The 25,471-nt window shown below is 33.9% G+C and carries 23 protein-coding genes; 4 read left to right on the top strand and 19 right to left on the bottom strand.

What is annotated here, in order from left to right; translation table 11 throughout:
* Positions 1–13 precede the first annotated feature (13 nt).
* The 4 genes from ACODSB_RS11460 to glyA form a co-directional block, all read right to left on the bottom strand.
* Entirely contained in the window at positions 14–511 is a 498-nt protein-coding gene (locus ACODSB_RS11460) for a GNAT family N-acetyltransferase (RefSeq protein ID WP_488937143.1), read from the bottom strand.
* Between the two features lie 20 nt (positions 512–531).
* Positions 532–1,572 carry a GMP reductase gene (locus ACODSB_RS11455; protein ID WP_488937142.1) on the bottom strand — a complete coding sequence of 347 codons (1,041 nt, stop codon included), beginning with the start codon at positions 1,570–1,572 and terminating at the stop codon, positions 532–534.
* A gap of 245 nt (positions 1,573–1,817) precedes the next feature.
* Positions 1,818–2,411, bottom strand: a complete 594-nt coding sequence (locus ACODSB_RS11450; protein ID WP_053472194.1) for a MiaE family protein — start codon at positions 2,409–2,411, stop codon at positions 1,818–1,820.
* 137 nt (positions 2,412–2,548) lie between these two features.
* Positions 2,549–3,823: a serine hydroxymethyltransferase gene (gene glyA, locus ACODSB_RS11445; RefSeq protein WP_053472193.1), complete on the bottom strand. Its 1,275-nt coding sequence runs from the start codon at positions 3,821–3,823 to the stop codon at positions 2,549–2,551.
* A 109-nt stretch (positions 3,824–3,932) separates the two neighbouring features.
* Here glyA and fahA point away from each other — a divergent pair, with 109 nt between their 5' ends.
* Positions 3,933–5,216 carry a fumarylacetoacetase gene (fahA, locus tag ACODSB_RS11440; protein ID WP_488937141.1) on the top strand — a complete coding sequence of 428 codons (1,284 nt, stop codon included), beginning with the start codon at positions 3,933–3,935 and terminating at the stop codon, positions 5,214–5,216.
* Between the two features lie 437 nt (positions 5,217–5,653).
* Here fahA and ACODSB_RS11435 read toward each other — a convergent pair whose 3' ends face one another.
* A complete protein-coding gene (locus ACODSB_RS11435; protein ID WP_488937140.1) occupies positions 5,654–6,694 on the bottom strand; it encodes an agmatine deiminase family protein in 1,041 nt (346 codons plus the stop codon).
* Between the two features lie 188 nt (positions 6,695–6,882).
* Here ACODSB_RS11435 and ACODSB_RS11430 point away from each other — a divergent pair, with 188 nt between their 5' ends.
* Positions 6,883–8,403 carry a choice-of-anchor I family protein gene (locus ACODSB_RS11430; protein ID WP_488937139.1) on the top strand — a complete coding sequence of 507 codons (1,521 nt, stop codon included), beginning with the start codon at positions 6,883–6,885 and terminating at the stop codon, positions 8,401–8,403.
* Between the two features lie 202 nt (positions 8,404–8,605).
* A complete protein-coding gene (locus tag ACODSB_RS11425; protein ID WP_180856942.1) occupies positions 8,606–9,865 on the top strand; it encodes an OmpA family protein in 1,260 nt (419 codons plus the stop codon).
* A gap of 70 nt (positions 9,866–9,935) precedes the next feature.
* Here ACODSB_RS11425 and ACODSB_RS11420 read toward each other — a convergent pair whose 3' ends face one another.
* The 7 genes from ACODSB_RS11420 to clpB all read right to left on the bottom strand — a co-directional run bounded on the left by ACODSB_RS11420 (position 9,936) and on the right by clpB (position 16,751).
* Positions 9,936–10,826 (bottom strand): carbon-nitrogen hydrolase, encoded by an 891-nt coding sequence (locus ACODSB_RS11420; protein WP_180856943.1) that lies wholly within the window; start codon positions 10,824–10,826, stop codon positions 9,936–9,938.
* 95 nt (positions 10,827–10,921) lie between these two features.
* Positions 10,922–11,212, bottom strand: coding sequence for a type II toxin-antitoxin system RelE/ParE family toxin (locus ACODSB_RS11415; protein WP_488937138.1), 291 nt, complete (start codon positions 11,210–11,212; stop codon positions 10,922–10,924).
* Positions 11,212–11,457 (bottom strand): hypothetical protein, encoded by a 246-nt coding sequence (locus ACODSB_RS11410; protein ID WP_488937137.1) that lies wholly within the window; start codon positions 11,455–11,457, stop codon positions 11,212–11,214. Before ACODSB_RS11410 ends, ACODSB_RS11415 begins: the two co-directional genes overlap by 1 nt.
* A gap of 131 nt (positions 11,458–11,588) precedes the next feature.
* Positions 11,589–12,002, bottom strand: coding sequence for a hypothetical protein (locus ACODSB_RS11405; protein ID WP_053472187.1), 414 nt, complete (start codon positions 12,000–12,002; stop codon positions 11,589–11,591).
* A 357-nt stretch (positions 12,003–12,359) separates the two neighbouring features.
* Positions 12,360–12,776 (bottom strand): hypothetical protein, encoded by a 417-nt coding sequence (locus ACODSB_RS11400; RefSeq protein ID WP_488937136.1) that lies wholly within the window; start codon positions 12,774–12,776, stop codon positions 12,360–12,362.
* Positions 12,777–12,914: 138 nt separating this feature from the next.
* Positions 12,915–13,790 (bottom strand): DUF808 domain-containing protein, encoded by an 876-nt coding sequence (locus ACODSB_RS11395; protein ID WP_488937135.1) that lies wholly within the window; start codon positions 13,788–13,790, stop codon positions 12,915–12,917.
* A gap of 357 nt (positions 13,791–14,147) precedes the next feature.
* Entirely contained in the window at positions 14,148–16,751 is a 2,604-nt protein-coding gene (clpB, locus tag ACODSB_RS11390; RefSeq protein WP_488937134.1) for an ATP-dependent chaperone ClpB, read from the bottom strand.
* Positions 16,752–16,957: 206 nt separating this feature from the next.
* On the opposite strand from clpB, the gene ytxJ reads away from it, so the two are divergent.
* Positions 16,958–17,347, top strand: a complete 390-nt coding sequence (ytxJ, locus tag ACODSB_RS11385; protein ID WP_488937133.1) for a bacillithiol system redox-active protein YtxJ — start codon at positions 16,958–16,960, stop codon at positions 17,345–17,347.
* Positions 17,348–17,506: 159 nt separating this feature from the next.
* On the opposite strand, the gene ACODSB_RS11380 is transcribed toward ytxJ, so the two are convergent.
* The 7 genes from ACODSB_RS11380 to proB all read right to left on the bottom strand — a co-directional run bounded on the left by ACODSB_RS11380 (position 17,507) and on the right by proB (position 25,299).
* A complete protein-coding gene (locus ACODSB_RS11380) occupies positions 17,507–18,676 on the bottom strand; it encodes a hypothetical protein (protein ID WP_488937132.1) in 1,170 nt (389 codons plus the stop codon).
* Positions 18,673–19,671 carry a DUF2157 domain-containing protein gene (locus tag ACODSB_RS11375; RefSeq protein WP_488937131.1) on the bottom strand — a complete coding sequence of 333 codons (999 nt, stop codon included), beginning with the start codon at positions 19,669–19,671 and terminating at the stop codon, positions 18,673–18,675. The genes ACODSB_RS11380 and ACODSB_RS11375 overlap by 4 nt, the downstream gene beginning before the upstream one ends.
* Positions 19,672–19,813: 142 nt before the next feature.
* On the bottom strand, positions 19,814–21,094 hold the full coding sequence (argH, locus tag ACODSB_RS11370) for an argininosuccinate lyase (protein WP_053472180.1): 1,281 nt from the start codon (positions 21,092–21,094) through the stop codon (positions 19,814–19,816).
* A gap of 204 nt (positions 21,095–21,298) precedes the next feature.
* Entirely contained in the window at positions 21,299–22,369 is a 1,071-nt protein-coding gene (locus ACODSB_RS11365) for a M20 family metallo-hydrolase (protein WP_488937130.1), read from the bottom strand.
* Positions 22,370–22,626: 257 nt separating this feature from the next.
* A complete protein-coding gene (gene argB, locus ACODSB_RS11360; RefSeq protein ID WP_488937129.1) occupies positions 22,627–23,400 on the bottom strand; it encodes an acetylglutamate kinase in 774 nt (257 codons plus the stop codon).
* A gap of 103 nt (positions 23,401–23,503) precedes the next feature.
* On the bottom strand, positions 23,504–24,451 hold the full coding sequence (locus ACODSB_RS11355; RefSeq protein ID WP_488937128.1) for an N-acetylornithine carbamoyltransferase: 948 nt from the start codon (positions 24,449–24,451) through the stop codon (positions 23,504–23,506).
* 86 nt (positions 24,452–24,537) lie between these two features.
* On the bottom strand, positions 24,538–25,299 hold the full coding sequence (proB, locus tag ACODSB_RS11350) for a glutamate 5-kinase (protein WP_488937127.1): 762 nt from the start codon (positions 25,297–25,299) through the stop codon (positions 24,538–24,540).
* Positions 25,300–25,471 lie beyond the last annotated feature (172 nt).

Below are 25,471 nucleotides of genomic sequence, written 5' to 3'. Positions count from 1 at the left end.
ACAAAAACTATTTTTAAATATTTTTCCCCATCACATAATCCTCCATTAAATACCCATTTCCAATTTCTATATCGACTGTTTCTTTGATTTCGAAACCTAGTTTTTTATAGAAATTTAATGCCGTATTAAAACGGTTTACGTTTAATAAAAGAGCTGTAGAATTGTTTTCTAAAGCTAATTTTTCAATTGATTCAAAAACTATTTTCCCGTAACCTTTCCCCTGTGTTTCCGGCAGAAGATAGATTTTATGGATTTTAGTCAGAGCTTCATTTTTATAATTATTTTCAATTCCGATAAATCCAATTGTTGAATCTGAATCTGAAATCAGATAAAATAATTGTTCTTTATTCTCAATTTGCTTTGCTAAAGCTTCCTCAGAATAAAATAAATCTAACATATAATCCAATTGTTCTTTGGTCAAAATTTCGCCGTAAGTAATTGGCCAGGTGATATTAGTGATTTCCTGAATTATTTTAATATCACTTAAACCTGCTTCTGAAATAGTAATCATATTATATTCTAAAAGTATTTTTAATTTGTAAAAATCTGATTTTCTTGTTCGCTTACGCGGATGAAAGTTGTTCGTTTAGTAAGCTCTTTTAATTTTGATGCACCAACATACGTACAAGTGCTTCGTAATCCGCCCAGAATATCTAAAACTGTAGCGATAACATTTCCTTTAAATGGAACTTTTACTGTTTTTCCTTCGCTTGCTCTGTATTCTGCAACGCCTCCAACATGTTTTTCCATCGCGGTTGCCGAGCTCATTCCGTAGAATTGTTTGAATTTTTCACCGTTTATTTCAATTAGTTCTCCTCCGCTTTCTGTATGTCCGGCAAGCATTCCACCCAACATCACAAAATCTGAACCTGCACCAAAAGCTTTTGCAACGTCACCCGGAGTTGAACAGCCGCCATCGCTTATAATATGACCGCCTAAACCGTGCGCTGCATCGGCACATTCGATAATGGCAGAAAGCTGTGGATAACCAACACCTGTTTTTACACGCGTTGTGCATACAGAACCCGGTCCAATTCCAACTTTTACGATATCGGCGCCAGCTAAAAGTAATTCTTCGACCATTTCGCCTGTAACTACATTTCCGGCAATAATTACTTTATCGGGATATTGTTTTCGGGTTTGTTTTAAAAACTGAACAAAGTGTTCTGAATAACCGTTTGCAACATCAATACAAATAAATCTCAATAACGGATTTGCTGTTATGACTTTTCCAATTTTATCAAAATCTTCTTTCCCGGTTCCGGTGCTTATGGCTATATAATTGTAAAAATCCGGCGTTACATTTTTCAAAAAACTATTCCATTCTTCTAAAGTGTAATGTTTATGAATGGCTGTAAAAAGTTTTTCTTTGGCCAAAACCTGAGCCATTTCAAAAGTACCAACTGTATCCATATTGGCGGCCATTATGGGAATTCCTGTCCAATCTGAAGTGCTGTGTAAAAACTTAAAATTTCGTTCTAATGAAACTTCAGATCTGCTTTTGAGCGTTGATCTTTTTGGACGAATCATTACGTCTTTAAATCCTAATTTCAGATCGGTCTCTATTCTCATGGCTTTGAATTTTGGGTTACTTTCAAAGATAGGAATTTTTAGATTGCAGATTTTAGATTTTAGATTTTAGATTTTAGATTGCTAAACTTTGCGCTTAATTGGCACACGGATGATACGGATTCGCTTTCGCGAAAACGCGGATTTTTACGGATTTTAAAATTTAGTTTCAGGTTTCACGTTTGTCACGTTGAGCGAAGTCGAAACGCGCTCCAATGAGAAACCTGAAACCTGAAACTAAACTAAAACTATCCGTGTATAGTCTCGTTTTTCCCGTAATTTTTAATAATCGATTCTTCGAACTCCAGCCATTCTCTCCAGCGTTTTTCAACATCGATTCCGGTTCCGTATTTTCTTGCGTAAGTGATGAATGTGGTGTAATGTCCGGCTTCGCTTTCCATTAATTCTCTGTAGAAAACAGCTAATTCTTCGTCCTGAATATTTTCAGATAAAACTTTGAAACGTTCGCAGCTTCTGGCTTCGATCATTGCAGAAAATAATAATCTTTCTACAAGACCAGAAACACGACTTCCGTCGCCGCTTTTTTTCATGTATTGGTACAGTTCGTTTACGTATTCGTCTTTACGTTCGCGCCCTAGTTTTAATCCTCTTTTGATAATGATATTATGAACCTGCTCAAAATGATCTATTTCTTCTTTGGCTAAAGCCAATAAATCTTTAACCAAATCCTGATGTTCCGAGTTATTGGTAATAATTGTAATCGCGTTTGTTGCTGCTTTTTGCTCGCACCAAGCGTGATCTGTTAAGATTTCTTCTATGTTTTTCTCAACGATATTTACCCATCTTGGGTCGGTTGGCAGTTGTAATCTTAATACGCCCATGGCTTTTATTTTGTTTCAGGTTTATTTTGTTTCAGGTTGCAGGTTTTCTATTCTAAATGAAAAAAGTTTAAAGTTTCATAATCCGCTTATTTACGCATTACAAAACTTTAAACTTGAAACCTGAAACTTTAAACTAATTAATATGCAAAAATTGGTCTTTCGCTCATTAATTCGTTTACTTGTTCAGCAACTTCTTCGATAACGTCTTCATTTGTATGATCAGTAAGAACTTTATCGATTAAAGCTACGATAGTTTCCATATCTTTTTCAACTAAACCACGAGTTGTGATTGCAGCTGTTCCAACACGAATTCCTGACGTGATAAATGGTGATTTATCGTCAAATGGAACCATGTTTTTGTTTACTGTAATTTCTGCTTTTACTAATGCATTTTCAGCTTCTTTTCCAGAAATATTTTTATTTCTTAAATCGATAAGCATCATGTGGTTATCAGTTCCGCCAGAGATAATATTGTAACCTCTTTTTACGAAAGCATCTGCCATTGCGTTTGCATTTTTTTGTAATTGCATTGCATAAGAGAAGAATTCATCTTTTAACGCTTCACCAAAAGCAACAGCTTTAGCAGCGATAATGTGCATTAAAGGCCCACCTTGGTTTCCTGGGAAAACAGCTAAATCTAATAATGAAGACATCATTCTGATTTCTCCTTTTGGAGTTTTTAATCCTTGTGGGTTTTCGAAATCTTTCCCCATTAAGATCAAACCTCCACGAGGTCCGCGTAATGTTTTGTGAGTCGTTGTAGAAACGATATGACAATGTGGAATTGGATCGTTTAATAATCCTTTTGCAATAAGACCTGCTGGGTGAGAAATATCAGCAAATAAAATTGCTCCTACGCTGTCAGCGATTTGTCTGAAACGAGCAAAATCCATATCACGAGAATAAGCCGAAGCTCCTGCGATGATTAATTTTGGCTGTTCTTTAGTTGCAATTTCCTGAATTTTATCATAATCTAAACGACCAGTTTCAGCATCTACTCCGTAAAAAACCGGGCGGTATAAACGTCCTGAAAAGTTTACAGGAGAACCGTGCGTTAAGTGTCCACCGTGAGATAAATCGAAACCTAAAATAGTATCTCCAGGATTTAAACATGCGTGATAAACTGCTGTATTTGCCTGAGAACCTGAGTGAGGCTGTACGTTTGCGTATTCAGCACCAAATAATTCTTTAGCTCTGTCAATAGCAATTTGCTCGATAACGTCAACTACTTCGCAACCGCCGTAGTATCTTTTGCCAGGATACCCCTCAGCATATTTGTTAGTTAAAACAGACCCGGCTGCTTCCATTACCTGATCACTTACAAAATTTTCTGAAGCAATTAGTTCTAATCCGTGAATTTGTCTATCTTTTTCTTCTAGAATAAGATCAAAAATTTGTTCGTCGCGTTGCATTTCTTCGTTTTTCGTTAATTTCCTGCAAAAATACAAAAAAACGTTTGTGATACTGTTAGATTATGATATATTTGACATGTAATTTTTCAACAAATAATTAACATTCAACATGCCAATAACCGCCAACGATACCAAAAGAAAATCATGGTTAGAAGTACCTGAAAATAGCGACTTCCCTATTCAAAATATCCCTTTCGGTGTATTTCTTACCAAAGAAAATGTCGTTACAGTAGGAACTAGAATTGGCGATTACGCTATAGATTTAGGGGCTTTACAACAATTAAACTATTTTGAAGGAATAGATTTAACCGATGATATGTTTATGCAGGACACGCTTAATGATTTTATTTCTGATGGAAAAAAAACATGGCGTTTGGTGCGAAATCGTATCGCTGATATTTTCGACGAAACCAATCCTCAGCTAAGAGATTCAACAAAAGACCGCGATATTGTTATTTTTAATATCGACGATGTCGAGATGCAATTACCTGTTTTAATTGGTGATTATACTGATTTTTATTCAAGCAAAGAACACGCTACAAACGTAGGTAAAATGTTCCGCGATCCAGAAAATGCGCTTCTGCCAAACTGGTTACATATTCCGGTTGGATATCACGGAAGAAGTTCGACAATTGTTCCATCTGGAATTCCGGTTCACCGACCAATGGGACAAACAATGCCAGCTGGCGGAGATTACCCTGTTTTTGGTCCGTCTCGTTTAGTAGATTTTGAACTTGAAACCGCTTTTATTACTACTGATGTGAATATTATGGGAGAAAATATCCCAACATATGAAGCAGAAGATTATATTTTCGGAATGGTTTTATTGAATGACTGGAGCGCGCGCGATATCCAAAAATGGGAATATGTGCCTCTTGGACCATTCTTAGCCAAAAACTTTGCAACATCAATTTCTCCGTGGATTGTTACTATGGATGCTTTGGAGCCTTTTAGAACAAAAGGTCCTAAACAAGATCCGTCGCCGCTTCCATATTTGCAGACAAAAGGAAAAAAAGCTTTTGATATTCATTTAGAGGTTTCAATTAAGCCAGAAGAAGCTGAAGAAACTATAGTTTCAAAATCTAATTTTAAATATTTATACTGGTCAATGAGTCAGCAGTTAGCGCATCATACTTCAAACGGATGTCGCGTAAATTCTGGTGATATGATGGGATCTGGAACTATTTCGGGGCCAACTCCTGATAGTTTTGGTTCTATGTTAGAATTGACTTGGGGCGGGAAAAATCCTCTTACTTTAAAAGATGGAAGTGAACGTAAATTCATTGAAGATAATGATACTGTAATTATTAGAGGTTTCTGTGAAAATGCAGAAGTTCGAATTGGTTTTGGAGAAGTTGCGAGTCAGCTTTTACCTCCATTTATCAGACAATGAAGAGCAGATAAATCATCTGAAGATATATAGAAAATAAAAAACCTTGGTTATCGCCAAGGTTTTTTTTATGTCTTTTTTTGCCACAGATTAAAAGAATTAAAATGATTTTTTTATCTGAATGTTTTTAATCTCGCAAAGTCGCGAAGGCGCAAAGTTTTTTTTAGTTGCCTCCAGTTTTAACTGGAGATATTTACATTTTGCAAGAAAAAAGGCTTTAGCCAAAAAAGAGTTTGGCTAAAGCCCCTAATGGTGACTTTATTTTTCCTCCAGTTAAAACTGGAGGCTATTTAATAAAATTATAAAAACTTTGCGTCTTCGCGACTTTGCAAGATTAAATCTGTATACAATACTTTGACGAAAATCTTAGCGGGGCTTCGACTTCGCTCAGCCTGACAACCGTATAAAAAAATTGCGCCTTTGTCTTCGTAGCAAAAAAATTATGCCGGAATCTGCTGGCTTAAGCAATGCAGTGTTCCGAATCCCCAGATAAAATCAATACAGCTTATTCCGATTACTTCTCTATCAGGGAAACATTCTGATAATATATTTAATGCAACACGATCGTTGCTGTCATTAAATGTTGGCACTAAAACACAATTATTCAAAATTAAGAAATTAGCATAACTTGCCGGTAGTCTTAAATCTTCAAAATCTACACGTTTTGGCATTGGCAATGCTACAATAACCGGCGATTTTCCGTTTTCTAGTTTTGCGTTTTGCAAACGTTTCAAATTATCTTGTAAAGGTTTATAATTTGAATCGTTTTTATCAGTTTCAACAATTGTAACAATAGTGTCTTCATTTACGAATCGGCATAAATCGTCGATGTGTCCGTGTGTATCATCGCCTTCTATTCCGTCACCAAGCCAAATAACATTGGTAACTCCTAGATATTCTTTAAAAACAGCTTCGTAATCTTCTTTTGTAAAACCTTGATTTCTAACCTGAATTGTTGGATGCATCAAACATTCTTCAGAAGTCAATAAAGTTCCTTTTCCGTTTACATCAATTGCACCGCCTTCCACGATTACAGGTTTTCCTTTATATGTAACCTGAGTTAACGGCACATCAATAAAATCAGCCACTTTACCCGGAACAAATTTATCCAATTGATAATTTTTATATTTTGCCCAGCCATTGAAGTTGAAATTCAAAGCTTCTCTTTTTGAACCATTTTTCACAATAATCGGCCCGGAATCACGCATCCAGCTTCTGTTGGTTTTATGGATTATATAGGAAACATTTTTGATATCAACACGAGCTCTTTCAAGCATTTCGGCTACTTTTTCTTTTAGCTTTTCATCGGCTACGACCAAAAAAACAGTTTCAAAAGTGGCTACTTTTTTAATAAATTCTACAAAAGCCCATTGAACTGCTTCATATTTTCCCGGCCAGTCGTTACCGTTATGCGGAAAACATAATACAATGCCTTGTTGTTTTTCCCACTCTGCTGGAAATCTTCTATTATTTGCTGCCATAAAAAAGTTCTAATTTTTAAAAGTGTACAAAGATAAGCATTCGTTAGGATTTTAAAACATCTGAATAAAAATCATGTGTTATTTCACAAAGAATATCTTCCAAAAATTAAGTTAAAGATTAAATAATGAAGACTTAATATTCGACCGGGATTGGCTAATTACATTTGGCAAAACTAAAACACTAACAAATGAAAAAAGTAACCCTATCCTTATTAGCAGCTTTATTTTTAATGACTAGCTGTAATAACGATGAAAATTCTAACAACGAAGAACAAGAAGTTGTTGTAAATGAGAATCCTGCCACTTTTAAAGAAATTGGTTCAATTAAAATTGGAGATGCTGCTGCCGCTGAAATCTCTGCTTACTGCGAAAAAACAAAAAGACTTTTTACTGTAAATAACAGTGGAACGAATCAAATTGATGTTATTGATTTAGCTGATCCAACAAAACCGGTTAAAATTGGAAAAATTGATTTAGCTTCTTATGAAGGTGCTTCAAATAGTGTTTCTATTTATGATGGAAAACTGGCAGTTGCTTTAGAATCAACAATAAACAAACAAGGAAACGGAAAAGTTGTTGTTTTTAATACAAGCGATTACAGCTTAATAAAACAAGTTACAGTTGGTGCATTGCCAGATATGATTACATTTTCTGCTGACGGAAAATATATTATGACTGCTAATGAAGGTGAGCCAAATACCGATTATTCTCAAGATCCAAACGGAACCATTTCTATTATCGAAACTAGTAATTATACTGTTACAACTCTTGATTTTGCTTCTTTCAGTAGTCAGGCTGCGGCATTAGCTAAAGACGGATTCAGAATTTCTAAGTTTGCTAAAAGCTTTGCTCAGGATATTGAACCAGAATACATTACAATTTCTGATGATTCAAAAACGGCTTGGGTAACTTTGCAGGAAAACAATGGTGTTGCAAAAGTGGATTTGACTTCAAAAACTATTACTGCAATTTACCCTTTAGGATTAAAAGATTACAATACGGCAGAAAATGCTATTGATGTAAGTGATAGTGACGATAAAATTGCCTTTAGCCCATGGAAAGTAAAAGGATTATATATGCCGGATGCTATCAGTCATTTTTCATCTAATAATGTTCCTTATTTTGTTACTGCTAATGAAGGTGATGCAAGAGAATATGATGCTTATACGGATATTAAACGTATGAAAAGCTTAAAGCTTGATGCAACGGTTTTTCCTGATGCAGCTACTTTAAAATTAGATGCTAATTTAGGAAGATTGAATCTTATTACTGATATGGGAGATACTGATGGTGATGGAGATTTAGATGAAATGGTGAGTTTTGGTGCAAGATCATTTTCGATCTGGAATGGAAACACTGGAAAAATTGTTTATGACAGTAAAAATGATGTTGACAAAAAAACAAATGAATTAGGAACTTACGATGACAAACGAAGTGATGATAAAGGTTCTGAACCAGAAGCTGTAGTTGTTGCCAAAATGGGAAATCAGAATATTTTGTTTGTTGGTCTTGAAAGATCTGATGCTTTTATGACTTATGATGTTACGAATCCTGCTTCACCTCAATATTTACAAACGGTAAAAACGGGTGATGCTCCAGAAGGTGTACTTTATATTCCTGCTTCAAAAAGTCCAACTAAAAGAAGTTTAGTTGTAGTGAGCAGCGAAGGCGATGGAACTATAAAAATATATCAGCCAGATTTAAAATAACCAGTATTTTAAAATTCAAAAAAGGGTAAAATTTAGATTTCACCCTTTTTTTTTGCTAAAAACAAAAGTTTAATTAATGTATTTTCAGATTCTTAGACAAAACAATGGGAATTATGTAAGACGGTATACAACACATTCCAAAAATACCAGCCCTACTTTTGCTAAGAGTTTAAATAAAAGCCGAATTAAATTTTTTGATATTATGAAAAAGAAATTAGCATCTGTATCTCTTTTACTATTAGCCTTCGCTGCAAATGCACAAATGACTACAACGTCTACAACACCAAGTATTGAAAAGCCAGAATATAACAAATGGTCTATCGAATTAAATGGTGGTGTTAATAAACCAACACGAGCCATGACTCCGGGATATGCCACTGAAAGCCTGAATTTGTTTCATGGTGATTTAGGTGTACGATATATGTTTAATCCAAAGTTTGGTGTAAAGTTAGATGTTGGATACGATCAATTTACAGAAAAAGACAATACTCCTGATTTTGAAAGCCGATATGTACGTGCAAGTTTACAAGGGGTTATTAATGTTGGACGCGCCTTAAATTTTGAAACATGGACAAATACTATTGGGATTTTGGCTCATGGAGGTTTTGGAGTTTCGCAAATTAGTACTGAAACCGGTTTTGGCGGTCAGGATTATATGGCGCACGGAATCGCAGGTTTGACAGGACAAATTAAATTAAGTAACCGAGTTGCTTTGACTGGTGATCTTACCGGAATTATTAACGGAAGACAAAACTGGAATTTTGACGGAATGGGAAATACTACAACCGATTCTTTTGATGGTATTTTATTGAATGCGTCTGTTGGTTTGACTTTCTACTTAGGTAAAAATGAAAAACATGCTGACTGGTATTCTGAAGAAAATGAAAGGTTAAATAAATTAGAAGACAGAGTTACTACTATTGAAACTGGTCTTATTGACAGTGATAAAGATGGTGTCGCTGATCTATATGATTTAGAACCAAATACAATTGCCGGAGTGGCTGTAAATACAAAAGGGCAGTCTATTGACAATAATCAAAATGGTGTACCGGATGAACTGGAAAGCTATTTAGAGAAAACATACGGACAAAACGGTAAAGGTGCAACAAACAGCACTGTAGAAGAATTAATTAATGGGGGATATGTAAATGTTTATTTCGATTTTAATTCGTCTAAACCAACAAACGCTTCTTTATCTGGTGTTGATTTCTTAGTGAAATATCTAAAAAATAATCCTGGAAAATCTGCGGATATTGTGGGTTACGCTGACGAAATTGGAAAAACCAGCTACAATACTGAGTTGTCAAGAAAAAGAGCTGAAGCTGTGAAGAAAGTTGCTGTTAATGCGGGAATTGATGCTTCAAGATTGAATGTAATTGCGAACGGAGAAGATACTTCGGTAAACAAAAATTCAAAAGAGGCACGTCAAATCGTGAGAAGAGTTACTTTTCAGGTAAAGTAAATTATATATTACATTAAAAAAGGCGGTTTCAAATTATTGAAACCGCCTTTTTATTTTATATAAACATAAATTATTTATCGATTGCTCTTTTGGTAATATCTCCAAAAGCATCAATTCTTCTATCTCTAAAGAATGGCCAGTTTTGACGAACATTTTCCTGTAAATCTAAGTCAACCTCAGCAATTAATATTTCTTCTTTATCGTGTGATGCCTGCGCTAAAATTTCTCCTTGCGGGCCAGCAATAAATGATGCTCCCCAAAATTGGATTCCTTCTGTTCCTTCAAGATATTTTTCAAGACCAATTCTGTTCGCTGCTGCAACGAAAACACCATTTGCAACGGCGTGGCCTTTCATTACATTCATCCATGCTCCGTATTGATTTTCTCCGTATTGTTCTTTTTCTTTTGGGTGCCATCCAATTGCAGTTGGATAAAATAAAACCTCAGCACCTTTTAAAGCTGTAATACGAGCAGCTTCCGGATACCATTGATCCCAGCAGATTAATGTTCCAACTGTTCCTTTTTTAGTCTCTATTGCCTTGAAACCTAAATCCCCTGGCGTAAAATAGAATTTTTCATAAAAGTGCGGATCGTCTGGAATGTGCATTTTACGGTATAAACCAGCTTCTGTACCATCTGTATCGATGATATAAGCGCTATTATGGTAAATTCCTGCCATTCTTTTTTCGAAGAAAGGAACAATAATTACTACTCCTAATTCTTTTGCCAATTCGCTAAAAGCAATAAATGAAGTGCTGTAAAGTGGCTCTGCTAATGCAAAATTGTCTACATCTTCACTTTGGCAGAAATAATGACTGCTATATAATTCAGGAAGTAAGATAACTTCTGCTCCTTGGCTTGCAGCATCTCTTACCCAGCTGATACATTTTTTTAAATTGTTTTCGGCTACATCATTCAGGTTTAACTGAATTACCGATATTTTATATTTTCTTTTCGACATGACATAAAATTTAGAGTGCAAAAATAGTAAATTTTAGAGGAATGGCAAAAGTATACTGTTTTAAGAGTGTATAAAAAAAGAGCTAAACAGCTCTTTTATAATTGTGCACCTGAATCTCGTTTAAGAGAAAATATTTTTACAATAAAAACTATTTCATTTTCTACTTTATACAATAATTTATACTCTCTTACAATAATTCTTCTGTATTCTGGCTCGATCTCATCTTTTTGAAATTGTTCGCTAAAATTTATTTTTTTAGCTGCATTCAAAATATCATCCTTAACATTATTTGCTCCTTGAAGAGATCTTTCTTTGTAATAATTAAAAATCGTTTTTAGCTGGTCTTTGGCTGAATTAGTCCAAACAATCTTTTGAATTTCGCTCATTACCAGTTCTCAGATTCTTTTTCTAAATCTTGCTGTGAAATTATATGGCCGTTTTTAATTTCTAATTCAGCATCAGCTAATTCCGTTTTATAAACAGTTTTTGTAATAGGTTTTCCATCAACAGAAAAAGCAACTATTTCTTCTTCCTGATAGCTTTCAATAACTGCTTTAACAACTTTTAAAAGACGTTCATCTGCAGTATTGATATATTCTAAAATACTATCTCTCAATTCCAAAGCTCCCATATCATATTTCTTTTTAATTATTCAAAGATAATCATTTCCGGTTATTCCTAAATAAAAAACCATTTTACATCGGTTCAAAAATTAAACGTCTGCAAAATGGTTTTACCACCTAAATAATCAACTAAGAAATGTTAGTCTATAACAACACTTTTAGTTATAAATTCTGTTTCTGATTTTTTGAATTTGATTTCAACAGTTCCTTTTGCAGTTGCTTTAAATTTATAAACTGTTTTTTTAGGATCTGGAACTTGCTGCGTGCAAACTCCAGTTGGATATTTCGCTATAACTTGTAATCCATTAACGGCTCCAATTTTTACTTCAGAAATTTTATCGAATTCTCCACAAGCATTATCAACAACGTAAGTTACTTCATAGCTTAATTCGTCATTCACTTTTCCTGTAGCTGGTCCACTAATTCCAGTAACCAATGCTGCTTTTGAAACTGAATCGTTTACTGGTTCCTCGTCGTCATCATTATTGCATGAAACAAATCCAATTGACAAGAATAAAACTACTAAAACTGATTTTAATTTAAAACTTTTCATATAAAATAATAATTTAATGTTATAATATGAAGATGCAGTATAAATAAAATGGTTGCTTTGATGAAATGTTAATTTGAACAATGAAATGACTAAACTTTTGAAATTGAGAAACTTATTCAATAAAAATATTTTTAAAAAGAAGCATAATTTCTTATGAAAATAAAATTTTCTGGTTAGCCCCGATAGAAACGATATCCTTTTGTTCGCTTCTTTAGCGGGCAAAAGATATAGTGGATAGCGGGAGAGATAGTCTTTGTAGAATTTGATTTTTGTGCTTTAAAAAAATAAAATCATATATGGCACAAAAAAAACCGCTTTACCTATGTAAAACGGTTTTAATATTTTAAAGAGATAAAGTTAGTCAGTTATAACAACTTTTGTAACTATAAATTCAGTCTCAGACTTAGCAATTCTTAAATAATAAGTTCCTGCTAGGTTTGTTTTAATTTTATAATTCGTTTTTTTTATTTCAGGATCCGGTAAAGAACAAGTTGCAGCTGGATATTTTGCTTCAACTTGATATCCAAGTTCTTTATTAAATTCAACATCAGTCATTTTGTTAAATTCTCCGCAACCATTTTCAACCTGAAAAGATATATTATATATAAGTTCCTGACCTACTTTTCCTGTTGTTGGCCCTAGAACGGTGGTTGCATAAGCGCTTTTATAAATGTATCCATCTCCTTGAGGAGTGTCGTTATCACTACTACACGAAGTTAATACAGTCATAATAAATAATACAAAGGCCAGAGATTCTAATTTAATTTTTTTCATAAAAATAATATTTGTTATTATATAGATATTAATTTGTGATTTAGGTTGCTTTACAAAATGTTAAAGTTTAAAAGAAAAAACGATATATTAATCCTTTTATTTTTTTATCCTTTGTAATTACAACAATAACTTTGCCATTTATCTTTTAAAAATCTTTTTAAAGACATTCACAAATCCTAAAACTACAAGCCCTAAAGCCAATCCAATTACAAATTCTTTTATAATGGAAGGGATCTTAATTTCTTCAGATAAATGATGGAAATATGGAATGTAATGCACAAAAATACCTCCGGCAACTAATATCAAAGCTATTGTACCAATTACGGTTAGGCTTTTAATAACCAATGGAAGTGCTTTAACCAAAATATTTCCTATGAATTTTGATATGCTTTTTTCTCTTTTACTAAATTTGATAAGCTTATACCCTGCTTCATCCATTCTAACAATTAGGGCTACAATACCATAAACTCCTATGGTTGCGATTACTGCAATGATTGATGTTACGATAATTTGTTGTGTAATAGGCTTGCCTATTACAGTTCCCAGTGCTATAATTACGATTTCGACAGATAAGATAAAATCGGTTACGATTGCTGATTTTATTTTGCCTTTTTCGGCTTCTAAAATTTGTTCTTCTGTTAGAACTTCTTCCGTAATTCCTTCTGATTCTTCGTGATCATGAGGAAAAATAAATTCGTAAATTTTCTCGGCTCCTTCATACGCCAGGAAAAGTCCGCCAAGAACCAAAATTACAATGATTGCAACAGGAAAAAATGCACTTAGTAGAAAAGCGACAGGCAAAATAATAATTTTGTTAAGGAGGGAACCTTTACTAATTGCCCACAATACAGGAAGTTCCCTTGATGAAGCAAACCCAGAAGCTTTCTCAGCATTAACTGCCAAGTCATCGCCCAGAATACCTGCTGTTTTTTTTGCTGCAACTTTACTCATTACTGCAACATCGTCCATAATTGCTGCGATATCGTCTAATAGTACGAAAAAACCTGATGCCATTATATTTTGTCTTTGTTTAAATTTAGTTGTGCGAATTTAAGACTTTTTATGCTGATGTTTTTAATGATTTGATGGATTTAATTTTTAACTGCACTGACCTAATAATAGCCAGATAATTACAAATACGAGTATAGTTCCAAAACATCCGCCGCCTAATTTTTTCGCTCCATATCCGGCGATTAGTCCTCTAAATATATTGTTCATGATAATTAAATTTTATGTTATAGTAAATTTGAGAATTAAATCAGAATTTCTGTTTATATGACTTTTGAAAAAAGTTTCATTATTCACGGATATAAAAAAACACCAGCCTTTCGACTGGTGTTTCCTCCTCAAAAAAATAATTAACCAAACAAATTATAGTACGGGTTGTGTTTGATTTCTAAAAACCAGCTTCCCGTCGAAAGCATCCAGTAAAATGATGCTGTCTGTTGTTATATTTCCTGCAAGGATTTCTTTTGACAATTGATTCAGAACTTCTCTCTGAACAATACGTTTTACAGGTCTTGCACCAAAATGCGGATCATATCCTTTGTCTGACAAGTAAGCGATTGCTTCTGGAGTTGCATCCATTGTAATTCCTTGAAGTGCCAGCATTTTTGTAACGCTCTTTAATTGCAGGCTTACAATTTTTGAAATATTATCTACTGTAAGCGGCGTAAACATTACAATTTCATCTATACGATTTATAAATTCAGGACGAACGGTTTGTTTTAATAATCCTAAAACTTCATTTTTAGCAGCTTCTGTGGCAGCTTCAACGCTTCCTTTTAGGTTTTCAAATTTTTCCTGAATAATATGACTTCCCATATTAGATGTCATAATGATAATCGTGTTTTTGAAATCAGCAAGGCGGCCTTTATTATCAGTTAATCTACCTTCATCTAAAACCTGCAATAAAATATTGAACGTATCCGGATGTGCTTTTTCGATCTCATCTAACAAAATAACTGAATATGGTTTTCTACGAACAGCTTCAGTCAATTGACCACCTTCATCATAACCTACATATCCCGGAGGCGCACCAACTAAACGGCTCACGCTGTGACGTTCCTGATACTCGCTCATGTCAATACGAGTCATTGCATTTTCGTCATCAAAAAGATATTCTGCTAATGCTTTTGCCAGCTCTGTTTTACCAACTCCGGTTGTTCCTAAAAATAAGAATGTTCCAACAGGTTTTTTCATATCCTGCAAACCGGCGCGGCTTCTGCGAACGGCATCACTCACAGCTTCAATTGCTTCTTCCTGACCTACTACACGTTTGTGTAATTCATCTTCAAGATGCAATAGTTTTTCTCTTTCTGTCTGAAGCATTTTCATAACCGGAATTCCAGTCCATTTTGCTATAACTTCTGCAATATCTTCTCTGGTTACTTCTTCTTTAATTAAAGAATTACCAGATTGAAACTCCAATAATTGTTTTTGTAACGCTTCCTGACGTTCCTGTGCTTCTTTGATTTTTCCGTAGCGAATTTCAGCTACTTTACCATAATCACCGTCACGTTCTGCACGTTCAGCTTCATATTTGAAATCTTCAATTTCTAATTTTACAGCCTGAATTCCGTCAACAATATCTTTTTCAGATTTCCATCTTGCGTAGATTTCGTTGCGCTCTTCTTTCAGGTTTGCCAAATCCATGTGCAGGATTTTCAGTTTGCTTTCTTCTTTTTCACGTTTAATGGCTTCTATCTCGATTTCCAACTGCATTATTCTACGATCCAAAACATCTAATTCCTCCGGTTTTGAATTGATTTCCATACGAAGTTTCGAAGCTGCTTCGTCCATTAAATCAATCGCTTTATCCGGTAAAAAACGGTTTGTAATATAACGTTGTGAAAGTTCAACAGCGGCAATAATCGCCTCGTCTTTAATCTGTACTTTATGGTGCGTTTCGTATTTCTCTTTAATTCCGCGTAAAATTGAAATCGCACTTTCCGTATCCGGTTCGTCGATTAGTACTTTTTGGAAACGTCTTTCAAGCGCTTTATCTTTTTCAAAATATTTTTGATATTCATCTAAAGTTGTTGCACCAATTGCTCTTAATTCTCCACGAGCCAAAGCTGGTTTCAGGATATTAGCCGCATCCATTGCACCTTCACCTCCACCCGCGCCTACTAGCGTATGAATTTCATCAATAAACAAAACGATATCTCCTTCGGCAGCGGTAACTTCTTTTACAACTGATTTTAAACGTTCTTCAAATTCTCCTTTAAATTTTGCTCCGGCGATCAAAGCCCCCATATCTAATGAGAAAACGATTTTATTTTTTAGGTTTTCCGGAACGTCTCCATCAACAATTCTGTGCGCTAAACCTTCTGCAATTGCGGTTTTACCAACTCCGGGTTCACCAATAAGCATTGGATTATTTTTTGTTCTACGGGTCAAAATCTGCAATACACGACGAATTTCCTCATCACGGCCAATAACCGGATCCAGTTTTCCTGTACGCGCTAATTCGTTTAAATTTTTAGCGTATTTATTTAATGAATTATAAGTTTCTTCGGCTGAAGCAGAAGTTACTCTTTCGCCTTTACGTAATTCTTCGATTGCGGCTTTTAAACCTTTTCCGGTAACTCCCTGATCTTTTAAAATTTGAGATACTTTGCTTTTTGAATCAAAAATTGCCAAAATTAAATGTTCTATCGAAACGTATTCGTCGTTCATTTTTTGTGCAATGATTTCTGCTTCATTCAAAGCTTTGTTTGCATCTCTGGAAAGTAAAATGTCACCTCCTGAAACTCTTGGAAAACTCTGAATTGTACTGTCTAAAATTTGTAAAAACAAAGGCACATTTACGTTTAATTTCTTTAAAATAAACGGCGCGACGTTTTCATCAACTTCAAAAATTGCTTTGAAAATGTGTTCATTTTCAATTTGCTGCTGGCCATTTCGCTGCGCTAATTGCTGCGACAATTGAATGGCTTCCTGCGATTTAATAGTAAATTTATTTATGTTCATATTTTTTAAGATTTGATTGATTTTTGTTTTTAAATATTCGATTACATTAAAGTTACAACTTATCGAGGTACATTTTTAACTCAAAAGATTTAACTTTGTTTTCTAATATTCAAATTATATTCCACAGTAAAAACAAAGACAAAATGACGTAAAAAATCTGATTTTAATCAGTTTTAGATGTCAAAAAGTCATAAAACAAGCCAAATATGAGTTTTTTAAATTCAATCTTCGGAAGTTCTGAGAACTCAGATTCTCCAAAAAGTAAAGTTAATTGGACTGAATTAACCGATATTCATCAATTAATGGAAATCGAAGCCATATCTAACGAAAAACCTGTTGTAATTTTTAAACACAGTACAAGATGCAGTATCAGCCGTATGGCATTGAAACAATTTGAGAGAGAGTTTGATCTTGAAGAAGTTGTTGATGCTTATTTTCTTGATCTAATTGCACACAGAGATGTTTCTAATGAAATCGCAAGTAGATTTGGGGTTTACCATGAATCGCCGCAATTAATTTTAATCAAAAACGGAAAAGCAGTTTACAATGTTTCTCACAGTGATATCGATGCTGAAGCTTTGAAAAGTAAAGTATAGTTTTTTTTGCCACAGATTATAAAGATTAAAATGATTTCTTTTTTTGCCACGAATTACACAAATTTACACAAATCAATTCGTGAAAATTTGTGTAATTCGTGGCGACTTGACAAAGATTAGAAAATCATTTTAATCTTTATAATCTGTGGCAAACCTAATTTAAAAGCTTTCTCCAGATCCGCCACCGCTAAATCCTCCTCCTCCAAAATCCATTGGCGATTCGGTTTTAACTTCGGGTTTCATGCCAAAAGTTGAAGCAACAATTAAAGCCTGCGCATTCAAAATTGCTGTTGAATGATTGATTCTGTCTGGTTTAAAAGTTAATCCTGACTCTTTATTTTTTAATTTTTGGATGGAGAAATAAGCAATTACAAACATTACTAATCCGCCAATAGTCAATGCCGCTTCAATTGGCAAAACCGAATAATAAAATCGGATGGTGAAAACGGTAAATGCAATTGCTGCAAAACTAATCCAAAGCATGATTCTGTCTTTGGTTTTTAAAGCCTGAACCAAATACACAATGGGAACTATAAACGTAAATGCGTAAAAGAAATAAGCAAACGGAATATCTTGTCCCGGCTGAACCTCAACTCCTAAAAGTTCTGCAGAAAGTTCTCTAACTACTAAATAATTACAGGAAAGATAAAACAGAATCAAACAGAAACTATTGGCTAATAAAAGTCCGTTGTAATAGTAAACTTCTTTTAAATTCTTGATCTTTTGTTTTGTAAAAAAATAAAATCCTGCTGAAGCCAGCATTGCTGCAAAAGGTAAAATTGTTTTACCAATATCTCCAATTTCAAACAGACCGAAAAATAAAACTGCTGAACCTGCCAAGCAAAAAACAAGCATAGAAAGTAGATGCAGATATCTTTTATAAGTTAAAAAAGAAGCAATGGCAACAAAAATAGCAGGAGTTAATCCAGTTTCAAAATCTTCTGTAAGTATAAAAACTGCTCCGCCTACATTTAAAAGTATTCCTAAAATAAAAGCATCGTCTAAGCCGTGCCTGTAATATTTGTTAGTCGCTAATAATTCAGCACCTGCAATACCAACACCTGCGAAAAGAAAACAGCAAATTTTGAAAAAAGATTCTGCGCCTGATAATGCTATTAAAGAAATAAAACTGCAAATCGATGAATATAAAAATGAGCCCAGCAGAAAAAATCCTAAACGAACTAAAATGTTATTTTGAATTTTGAAAGATGGTAATTGATTTCTAATTATTTTTTTTTGCTCTTTACTTATAAACCCTCCGCTTTCAAGGGAATCTGCTTCTTCAGTTAAAAACAAATTGTTTAGTAAATTTTTATCGTGTACTATCATTCGGCTATTTCTTTATTGAAGTTTTTAATCAGTTTTATAAACAATACTATCGAGCCAATGAAATAAACTGGTAATATCATTATAAATAATACCCATATATCGCCAAAATCAATATGTTCGAAAATTCTAAATATGAAAATATTAATGCCAATGTAGGCGTAAACAATCATAAAAATGTATAGTGAAATGGCTTTGAGCTGATGACTTATTTTATAAAAATAAACAGATGAACCTGCTAAAATTAAAGAGAAAAGAAGCCATATAATATCTTCACTAACCATATTGCTTATTGATGCAATACTTATAATATGCAAAGCAAATGTGAGATAGACAAGCGCAAAATGTGTTTTTAAATTAATTCTAAAACTATAAACTGTCCATAGAATCAATAAAAATCCAAGCATAATGGCAGAATAACTCAAACTTTGATTGTCATAAAAGTTATTATTGCTGTTAAAAATATCCTGAGGCGTTACCGAAAGTCCAACGTAAGCTGCCAAACCTGTAACGGCAATCGTAAGAACACTTTTATTATCAAAATAATAAGCACAAAAGAAACTGACAATTGTGGGAACTAAAGTCGCTAAACCATAATGTGTTCCAAATACTTCATATTGAACCTGGAGATATCCTATAAAAATACAGGTGAGAACATTTGCTGTTAAAACTATATATTCCAGAAAATGACTTTCTGTTGTGGTTTCTGTTTTCTGAAAACCTTTGGAATTTTTAAAACAGTAATAAAAACAGCCGCAAATAAGAACAAACAAAATAGCCAGAAGTGCAATATGTCCAATGCTGTCAATATTGTCATAAATAAGAATTCCAATTCCGGATGTGAACATTAAAACCGAAATCGAAAGTAACAGTTTTAATTCGACATTAAGCGAGAAAATATTGAGGCTTCGATATTCTTTTATTTCCTGAAGCTGATTTTCGGTAATTAAGTTTTTCTCAAAAAGACCTTGAGATGCCGGTTCGTCAAATTGCGTCATGTTTTTATTTTAAAAATGATCAATTCTCAAATTTAGAGAATTAGGTCGAATTTTCTTAAGTTTCAAAAATATATTTGAAGAAATAAAAAAACCGATTTGTATTAGCTGCAAATCGGTTTCATATTATTCTGGAAATAAGCTTTTAGAAAGCGGCTTTCATTTTATCTTTAATTGCATCAAGGCATAAGTTATTGATACTTCCTTCGTGTGTGTGTTTTGTTTCTTTTGGAGATTTGTATGTTCCAGCTTCCAATTGTTCTGCAACAGCTTTGTATGCGTCTCTAAAAGGCATTCCTTCTACAACCATTTCGTTTAATGTATCAACTGTAAACAGATAATCGTATTTTTTATCTTCTAAAATATGATCTTTAACAGTAATATCTTTTATTGAAAAAATGGCAATATCCAAACAAGATTTTAAAGTTTGAATTGCCGGAAACAAACCTTCTTTTAAAAGCTGTAAATCTCTGTGATATCCGCTTGGAAGATTATTGGTGATTAAAGTGATTTCGTATGGAAGCGCCTGAATCTTATTACATTTCCCTCTGATTAATTCAAAAACATCCGGATTTTTTTTGTGAGGCATAATGCTTGAACCTGTTGTAAGATGCGCCGGAAGACCAATAAAATCAAAGTTTTGGCTCATATATAAACAAACGTCCATTGCAAATTTTGATAACGTTCCTGCAACGCTTGTCATCGCAAAAGCAACTGTTTTTTCTGCTTTTCCACGGCTCATTTGTGCCGCAACGGCATTGTATTTTAAGGTTTCAAAACCTAATTCTTGTGTTGTAAATGTTCTGTTGATTGGGAATGAACTTCCGTAACCCGCAGCAGAACCTAAAGGATTCTGGTCTACAATTTTTGAAGCTGCGTTCAACATTGTAATATCATCAATCAGACTTTCAGCATAAGCCGAAAACCACATTCCAAATGATGATGGCATTGCGATTTGTAAATGCGTATAACCCGGCAATAATACATTTTGATGCTTTTCTGCTGATTCCATCAACAGATCAAAAAGTGTTTTTACTTGTTCTTTAATTGCTTTTAATTCGTCTTTTAAATATAAATGAACGTCTACTAAAACCTGATCGTTACGAGAACGTGCGGTGTGGATTTTTTTTCCTGCATCGCCTAATTTTACCGTTAGAAGATATTCTATTTTAGAATGTACGTCTTCGAAACTGTCTTCGATTTCGAAATTTCCAACTACAATATCAGCTATGATTTCGTTTAATGCATCAACTAACGAAGTTGTTTCTTCTGTTGTCAATAAACCAATCTGACCTAACATTTTAGCATGTGCGATTGAACCTAAAGCATCGTATTTTGCCAAAACTAAATCCAGTTCACGGTCGTTTCCAACGGTAAATTGTTCGATTTGTTTATCTGTTGGTATTCCTTTTTCCCAAAGTTTCATAAGATGTATGTTTTTTGTTTCACAGAGATACTCAAAGTAAGCTCAGAGATTCACAAAGTTTTTTTTACGTAATGTTTCTCAATTCCTGAGAGTCCTAGCCCCGATAGTAGTGGAAATCCTTTTTCTGGCTTCTTTAGCCAGGAAAAGATTGGAACGGATAGCGGGATTAGCTCCTAAATCCTTCGACTACGCTCAGGATGACAATTATAATTTAAAAAAATCAGTTAGTATTTTGATATACAAATCGACTCCTTCTTCAATTTCATTTACAAAAATAAATTCGTCTGCTGAATGTGACCGCAAAGTTTCTCCAGGCCCTAGTTTTAAAGACTGACAACTCAAAACCGACTGATCGGAAAGTGTCGGCGAACCATAAGTTGTTCTTCCCAAAGCAATTCCCGCCTGAACCAAACCGTGTGAAACTGGAATTGACGATGCGTTTAAATGCATGGATCTTGGTGTTACTTCGGCGTTTACATTTGCTTTTACAACTTCCAAAATTTCAGCATTTGTGTAACGATCTGTTACGCGGATATCAACCACTAAATCACATTCTGAAGGTACTACATTATGTTGTTTTCCTGCACTGATTTGTGTTACGGTCATTTTTACAGGACCTAAAACGTCTGAGATTTTATCGAATTTATAGTTTTTAAACCATTCCATTATCGGAATTGATTTATATATTGAATTATCATCGTTTTGATGTGCTGCGTGGCTTGCAGTTCCTTTTACTTTTACATCTAAAACCAATAAACCTTTTTCTGCAACTGCTAATTGCATTAAAGTTGGTTCTCCAACAATAGCGCAATCTAATTCTGGCAAATGCTTTAAAACACTATTTAATCCATTTTTTCCGCTGCTTTCTTCTTCGGCGGAAGCCACAATTACAATATTGTGCGAAAGATTTTGATTTTCGTAAAAATGAACAAAAGTCGCTAATAATGAAACCAAGCATCCGCCTGCATCATTACTTCCTAATCCGAATAGTTTTCCGTCTTTTTCAATAGCTTTAAACGGATCGTTTGTATACGCCTGATTTGGACGTACAGTATCGTGATGTGAGTTTAATAAAAGTGTTGGTTTGTTTTCGTCGAAATATTTGTTGAAAGCCCACACATTATTGTTTTCTCTTTTGAAAGGAATTTCATTTTGATTGAACCAATTTTCGATTAATAAAGCTGTTTGGTCTTCTTCACTTGAAAATGAAGGGGTTTCGATTAGTCTTTTTAATAAACTAATTGCTTCCTGAGTAAGCGTATTTATACTTTTCATAAGTTTGGTTTCTTTGCCACGAAGGCGCGAAGTCACAAAGTTTTTAATAAAAATTGTGACATTTTTGATTTGCGCAAATTTCTAAAATTAAATTTTAAAAGCACTGCGCAGTGCTGTTTTTTTGCCACTAATTACACGAATTTTCACAAATTATTTTTTTGTAACAGATTTAAAATCAAAATAAACTTTTTAATGTAAGTCTAAAATTATTTTCTCTTTTAAAAGAAAAAATTAGAGTCAATTCGTGGCAACATCTTTTATAATGTAATCGTTGTATGCAGAATATCTGGATTTTGGAGCATTTTATGATGCCCTATTTTGATTTTCTGTACACCTCTTGATAAACTGTTGAAGCAATTATCCAGTTTTGGAATCATTCCAGAATGGATTACTTTTTCTTCTTTTAGTTTATTATATAATGCTTCGTTGATTTCTGTTATTACAGATGAATCGTCTTCTGAGTCTTGTAAAACGCCTTGTTTTTCAAAACAATATGTCAACGTAACATCAAAAACTTCAGATAATGCAATTGATAATTCGCTTGCAATTGTATCTGCATTTGTGTTTAATAATTGTCCGTTTTTATCGTGCGTAATTGCACAGAAAACAGGAACAACGCCTGCTTCTAATAAAGTTGCCAGTAATTTAGTGTTTACTTGTTTTACATCGCCTACAAATCCGTAATCGATTGTCGGGTGATTTCGTTTTGTGGACTGAATTAAATTTCCGTCAGCTCCAGAAAAACCAATTGCATTATTATCTTTTGCCTGCAATTGTGCAACAATATGCTTGTTGATTTGTCCTGCGTAAATCATTACCACAACATCAAGCATTGGAGCATCTGTAATTCGGCGTCCGTCAATCATTTGCGGAACCAAACCAATGCTCTGCGCCATTTTTGTAGCCGATTTTCCTCCGCCGTGAACTAAAACTTTATAGCCTTCAATTTTAGAAAAATCGGTTAAGAATTGTTCTAATTCTGCTGGATTGTCAATGATGTTTCCACCTATTTTTATTACTGATACGTTCATTTCTTTCAAGGTTCAAAGGGACAGAGGGACAAAGGTTCAAAGGTTTTTCTCAAGGCTATAAAACCTCTGATCCTTTGCAACTTTGAACCTTTGCACCTATAAATTATATTTTCTTCAAAATCTTTTGTAAAACTAATTGTGCCGAATAAGTTCTATTATTCGCTTGCTCGATTACGATTGAATTTTCTCCGTCTAAAACTTCGTCGCTCACAATTACGTTACGACGAACTGGAAGACAGTGCATGAATTTTCCGTTGTTGGTTAAAGCCATTTTTTCAGCTGTAACAGTCCAGTTTGGATCGCTGTTGGTTACTTTTCCGTAATCGTTGAAGTTGCTCCAGTTTTTTACGTAAACGAAATCGGCATTTTCAAACGCTTTGTTTTGATTGTATTCAATTTTGCAGTCTTTTGTAATTTCCGGGCTTAACTCATAACCTTCTGGGTGAGTGATTACAAAATCCATGTCTTTTTGCATCTGCATCATTTCTACGAATGAATTTGCTACAGCCTGTGGCAAAGCTTTCGGATGTGGTGCCCATGAAAGTACTACTTTTGGTTTGTGTTTCGTTTTGTGTTCTTCCATTGTAATGGCATCTGCTAAAGATTGTAGCGGGTGACGTACAGCGCTTTCCATATTCACGATCGGTACTGTAGCATATTTCAAAAATCCTGAAATTACTGTTTCCTGATAATCTTTTTCTTTATCAACCAAACCTGCAAAAGCACGAATTGCAATAATATCACAATATTGGGAAACTACTTCTGCTGCTTCTTTAATGTGTTCAGATGCGCCAGAATTCATCACTGCTCCATCTTCGAATTCTAATGTCCATCCTTCGTTGGTAAAATTCATTACCATAACGTTCATTCCTAAGTTTAAAGCCGCTTTTTGAGTACTCAAACGCGTTCTTAAACTTGGATTGAAAAATAACATTCCTAATGTTTTGTTTTTACCTAATTTTTTATTCTTAAGCGGATCTTTTTTGATCTTGATCGCACTTTTTACCCATTTTGATAATGAGTCTATGTCTTTTATTGAAATATAATTCATGTCTTTTTGTTTAATTTAGATAATGTGATAATTAGAAAATTGGATAATTTTGCATTATCTGATTAACTAATTTTCTAATTGACTCATTAGATTATTTTCGTAAAAGGAATCTCTTCCTTTAATGCCTTCAAAATAAAATTATCATTTAATCCGTTGACAATCCAGGTTTCTATATTTGCTGCTTTTGCAATTGCTGCAGCTTCTATTTTAGACTGCATTCCTCCTGTTCCGTGTGATGATTTTGATTCACCGATTTCTTTTTCAAGTGTTTTTAAATCATTAACTAATTTTATCGTTTCCGGAATCTCATCATGAATAGAATCTTTCGTATAAATCCCGTTTGTATTTGTCGCAATTATCAGAATATCAACATTTAAAAGAACTGCCGTTAAAGCCGCTAATTTGTCATTATCTCCAAACCGAATCTCATCTGTGGCAACGGTATCATTTTCATTGATAATCGGAATGTAATTGTTCTCGACCAAAACGTTTATTGTATTGACAATGTTTACTTTAGATTGTTCTTTTTCGAAATCAGAATAAGATAATAAACATTGCGATGTCAATAAACCTAAATCACTGAAATTTTCATGGAAAATCCGCATTAAATGTGGCTGTCCAATTGAAGCTAAGGCTTGTTTTAGTGCAATTTCTTTTCCTTTACTTTCGAGTTTTACAAATTGCTTTGCTGCCGCAATTGCTCCAGAACTTACAATTACAAATTCGTAATCTTTGTTTAAAGCTGCAATTTGCATTCCGAGGTCTTCAATCTTTCCCCGCGAAATATGATTGGTTTCTTTGGTTAAAGTATTACTTCCTATTTTTAATAAAATCCTTTTTTTTGACATGTCTTTTGTTTTTGCCACGAAGGCGCTAAGGCACTAAGTTATTTTTAACGCAAAGGGCGAAAAGTTTTTTTATATTTTTTTTGTTTACAAACGCTAAGTTAGCAAAGCTTTATATATAGTTAAATTCCAAAAAATAAATTCCAAATTCCAATAATCTGAAATCAAAAATCGT

The sequence above is a fragment of the Flavobacterium sp. FG68 genome (assembly GCF_057808895.1).
This window is presented reverse-complemented; position numbering and strand designations above follow the sequence as displayed.

What these genes read in the sequence shown, in the direction of transcription:
- ACODSB_RS11460 (WP_488937143.1), bottom strand. Translation starts at nt 511, where the DNA reads ATGATTACTATTTCAGAAGCAGGTTTAAGTGATATTAAAATAATTCAG.
- ACODSB_RS11455 (WP_488937142.1), bottom strand. Translation starts at nt 1,572, where the DNA reads ATGAGAATAGAGACCGATCTGAAATTAGGATTTAAAGACGTAATGATT.
- ACODSB_RS11450 (WP_053472194.1), bottom strand. Translation starts at nt 2,411, where the DNA reads ATGGGCGTATTAAGATTACAACTGCCAACCGACCCAAGATGGGTAAAT.
- glyA (WP_053472193.1), bottom strand. Translation starts at nt 3,823, where the DNA reads ATGCAACGCGACGAACAAATTTTTGATCTTATTCTAGAAGAAAAAGAT.
- fahA (WP_488937141.1), top strand. Translation starts at nt 3,933, where the DNA reads ATGCCAATAACCGCCAACGATACCAAAAGAAAATCATGGTTAGAAGTA.
- ACODSB_RS11435 (WP_488937140.1), bottom strand. Translation starts at nt 6,694, where the DNA reads ATGGCAGCAAATAATAGAAGATTTCCAGCAGAGTGGGAAAAACAACAA.
- ACODSB_RS11430 (WP_488937139.1), top strand. Translation starts at nt 6,883, where the DNA reads ATGAAAAAAGTAACCCTATCCTTATTAGCAGCTTTATTTTTAATGACT.
- ACODSB_RS11425 (WP_180856942.1), top strand. Translation starts at nt 8,606, where the DNA reads ATGAAAAAGAAATTAGCATCTGTATCTCTTTTACTATTAGCCTTCGCT.
- ACODSB_RS11420 (WP_180856943.1), bottom strand. Translation starts at nt 10,826, where the DNA reads ATGTCGAAAAGAAAATATAAAATATCGGTAATTCAGTTAAACCTGAAT.
- ACODSB_RS11415 (WP_488937138.1), bottom strand. Translation starts at nt 11,212, where the DNA reads ATGAGCGAAATTCAAAAGATTGTTTGGACTAATTCAGCCAAAGACCAG.
- ACODSB_RS11410 (WP_488937137.1), bottom strand. Translation starts at nt 11,457, where the DNA reads ATGGGAGCTTTGGAATTGAGAGATAGTATTTTAGAATATATCAATACT.
- ACODSB_RS11405 (WP_053472187.1), bottom strand. Translation starts at nt 12,002, where the DNA reads ATGAAAAGTTTTAAATTAAAATCAGTTTTAGTAGTTTTATTCTTGTCA.
- ACODSB_RS11400 (WP_488937136.1), bottom strand. Translation starts at nt 12,776, where the DNA reads ATGAAAAAAATTAAATTAGAATCTCTGGCCTTTGTATTATTTATTATG.
- ACODSB_RS11395 (WP_488937135.1), bottom strand. Translation starts at nt 13,790, where the DNA reads ATGGCATCAGGTTTTTTCGTACTATTAGACGATATCGCAGCAATTATG.
- clpB (WP_488937134.1), bottom strand. Translation starts at nt 16,751, where the DNA reads ATGAACATAAATAAATTTACTATTAAATCGCAGGAAGCCATTCAATTG.
- ytxJ (WP_488937133.1), top strand. Translation starts at nt 16,958, where the DNA reads ATGAGTTTTTTAAATTCAATCTTCGGAAGTTCTGAGAACTCAGATTCT.
- ACODSB_RS11380 (WP_488937132.1), bottom strand. Translation starts at nt 18,676, where the DNA reads ATGATAGTACACGATAAAAATTTACTAAACAATTTGTTTTTAACTGAA.
- ACODSB_RS11375 (WP_488937131.1), bottom strand. Translation starts at nt 19,671, where the DNA reads ATGACGCAATTTGACGAACCGGCATCTCAAGGTCTTTTTGAGAAAAAC.
- argH (WP_053472180.1), bottom strand. Translation starts at nt 21,094, where the DNA reads ATGAAACTTTGGGAAAAAGGAATACCAACAGATAAACAAATCGAACAA.
- ACODSB_RS11365 (WP_488937130.1), bottom strand. Translation starts at nt 22,369, where the DNA reads ATGAAAAGTATAAATACGCTTACTCAGGAAGCAATTAGTTTATTAAAA.
- argB (WP_488937129.1), bottom strand. Translation starts at nt 23,400, where the DNA reads ATGAACGTATCAGTAATAAAAATAGGTGGAAACATCATTGACAATCCA.
- ACODSB_RS11355 (WP_488937128.1), bottom strand. Translation starts at nt 24,451, where the DNA reads ATGAATTATATTTCAATAAAAGACATAGACTCATTATCAAAATGGGTA.
- proB (WP_488937127.1), bottom strand. Translation starts at nt 25,299, where the DNA reads ATGTCAAAAAAAAGGATTTTATTAAAAATAGGAAGTAATACTTTAACC.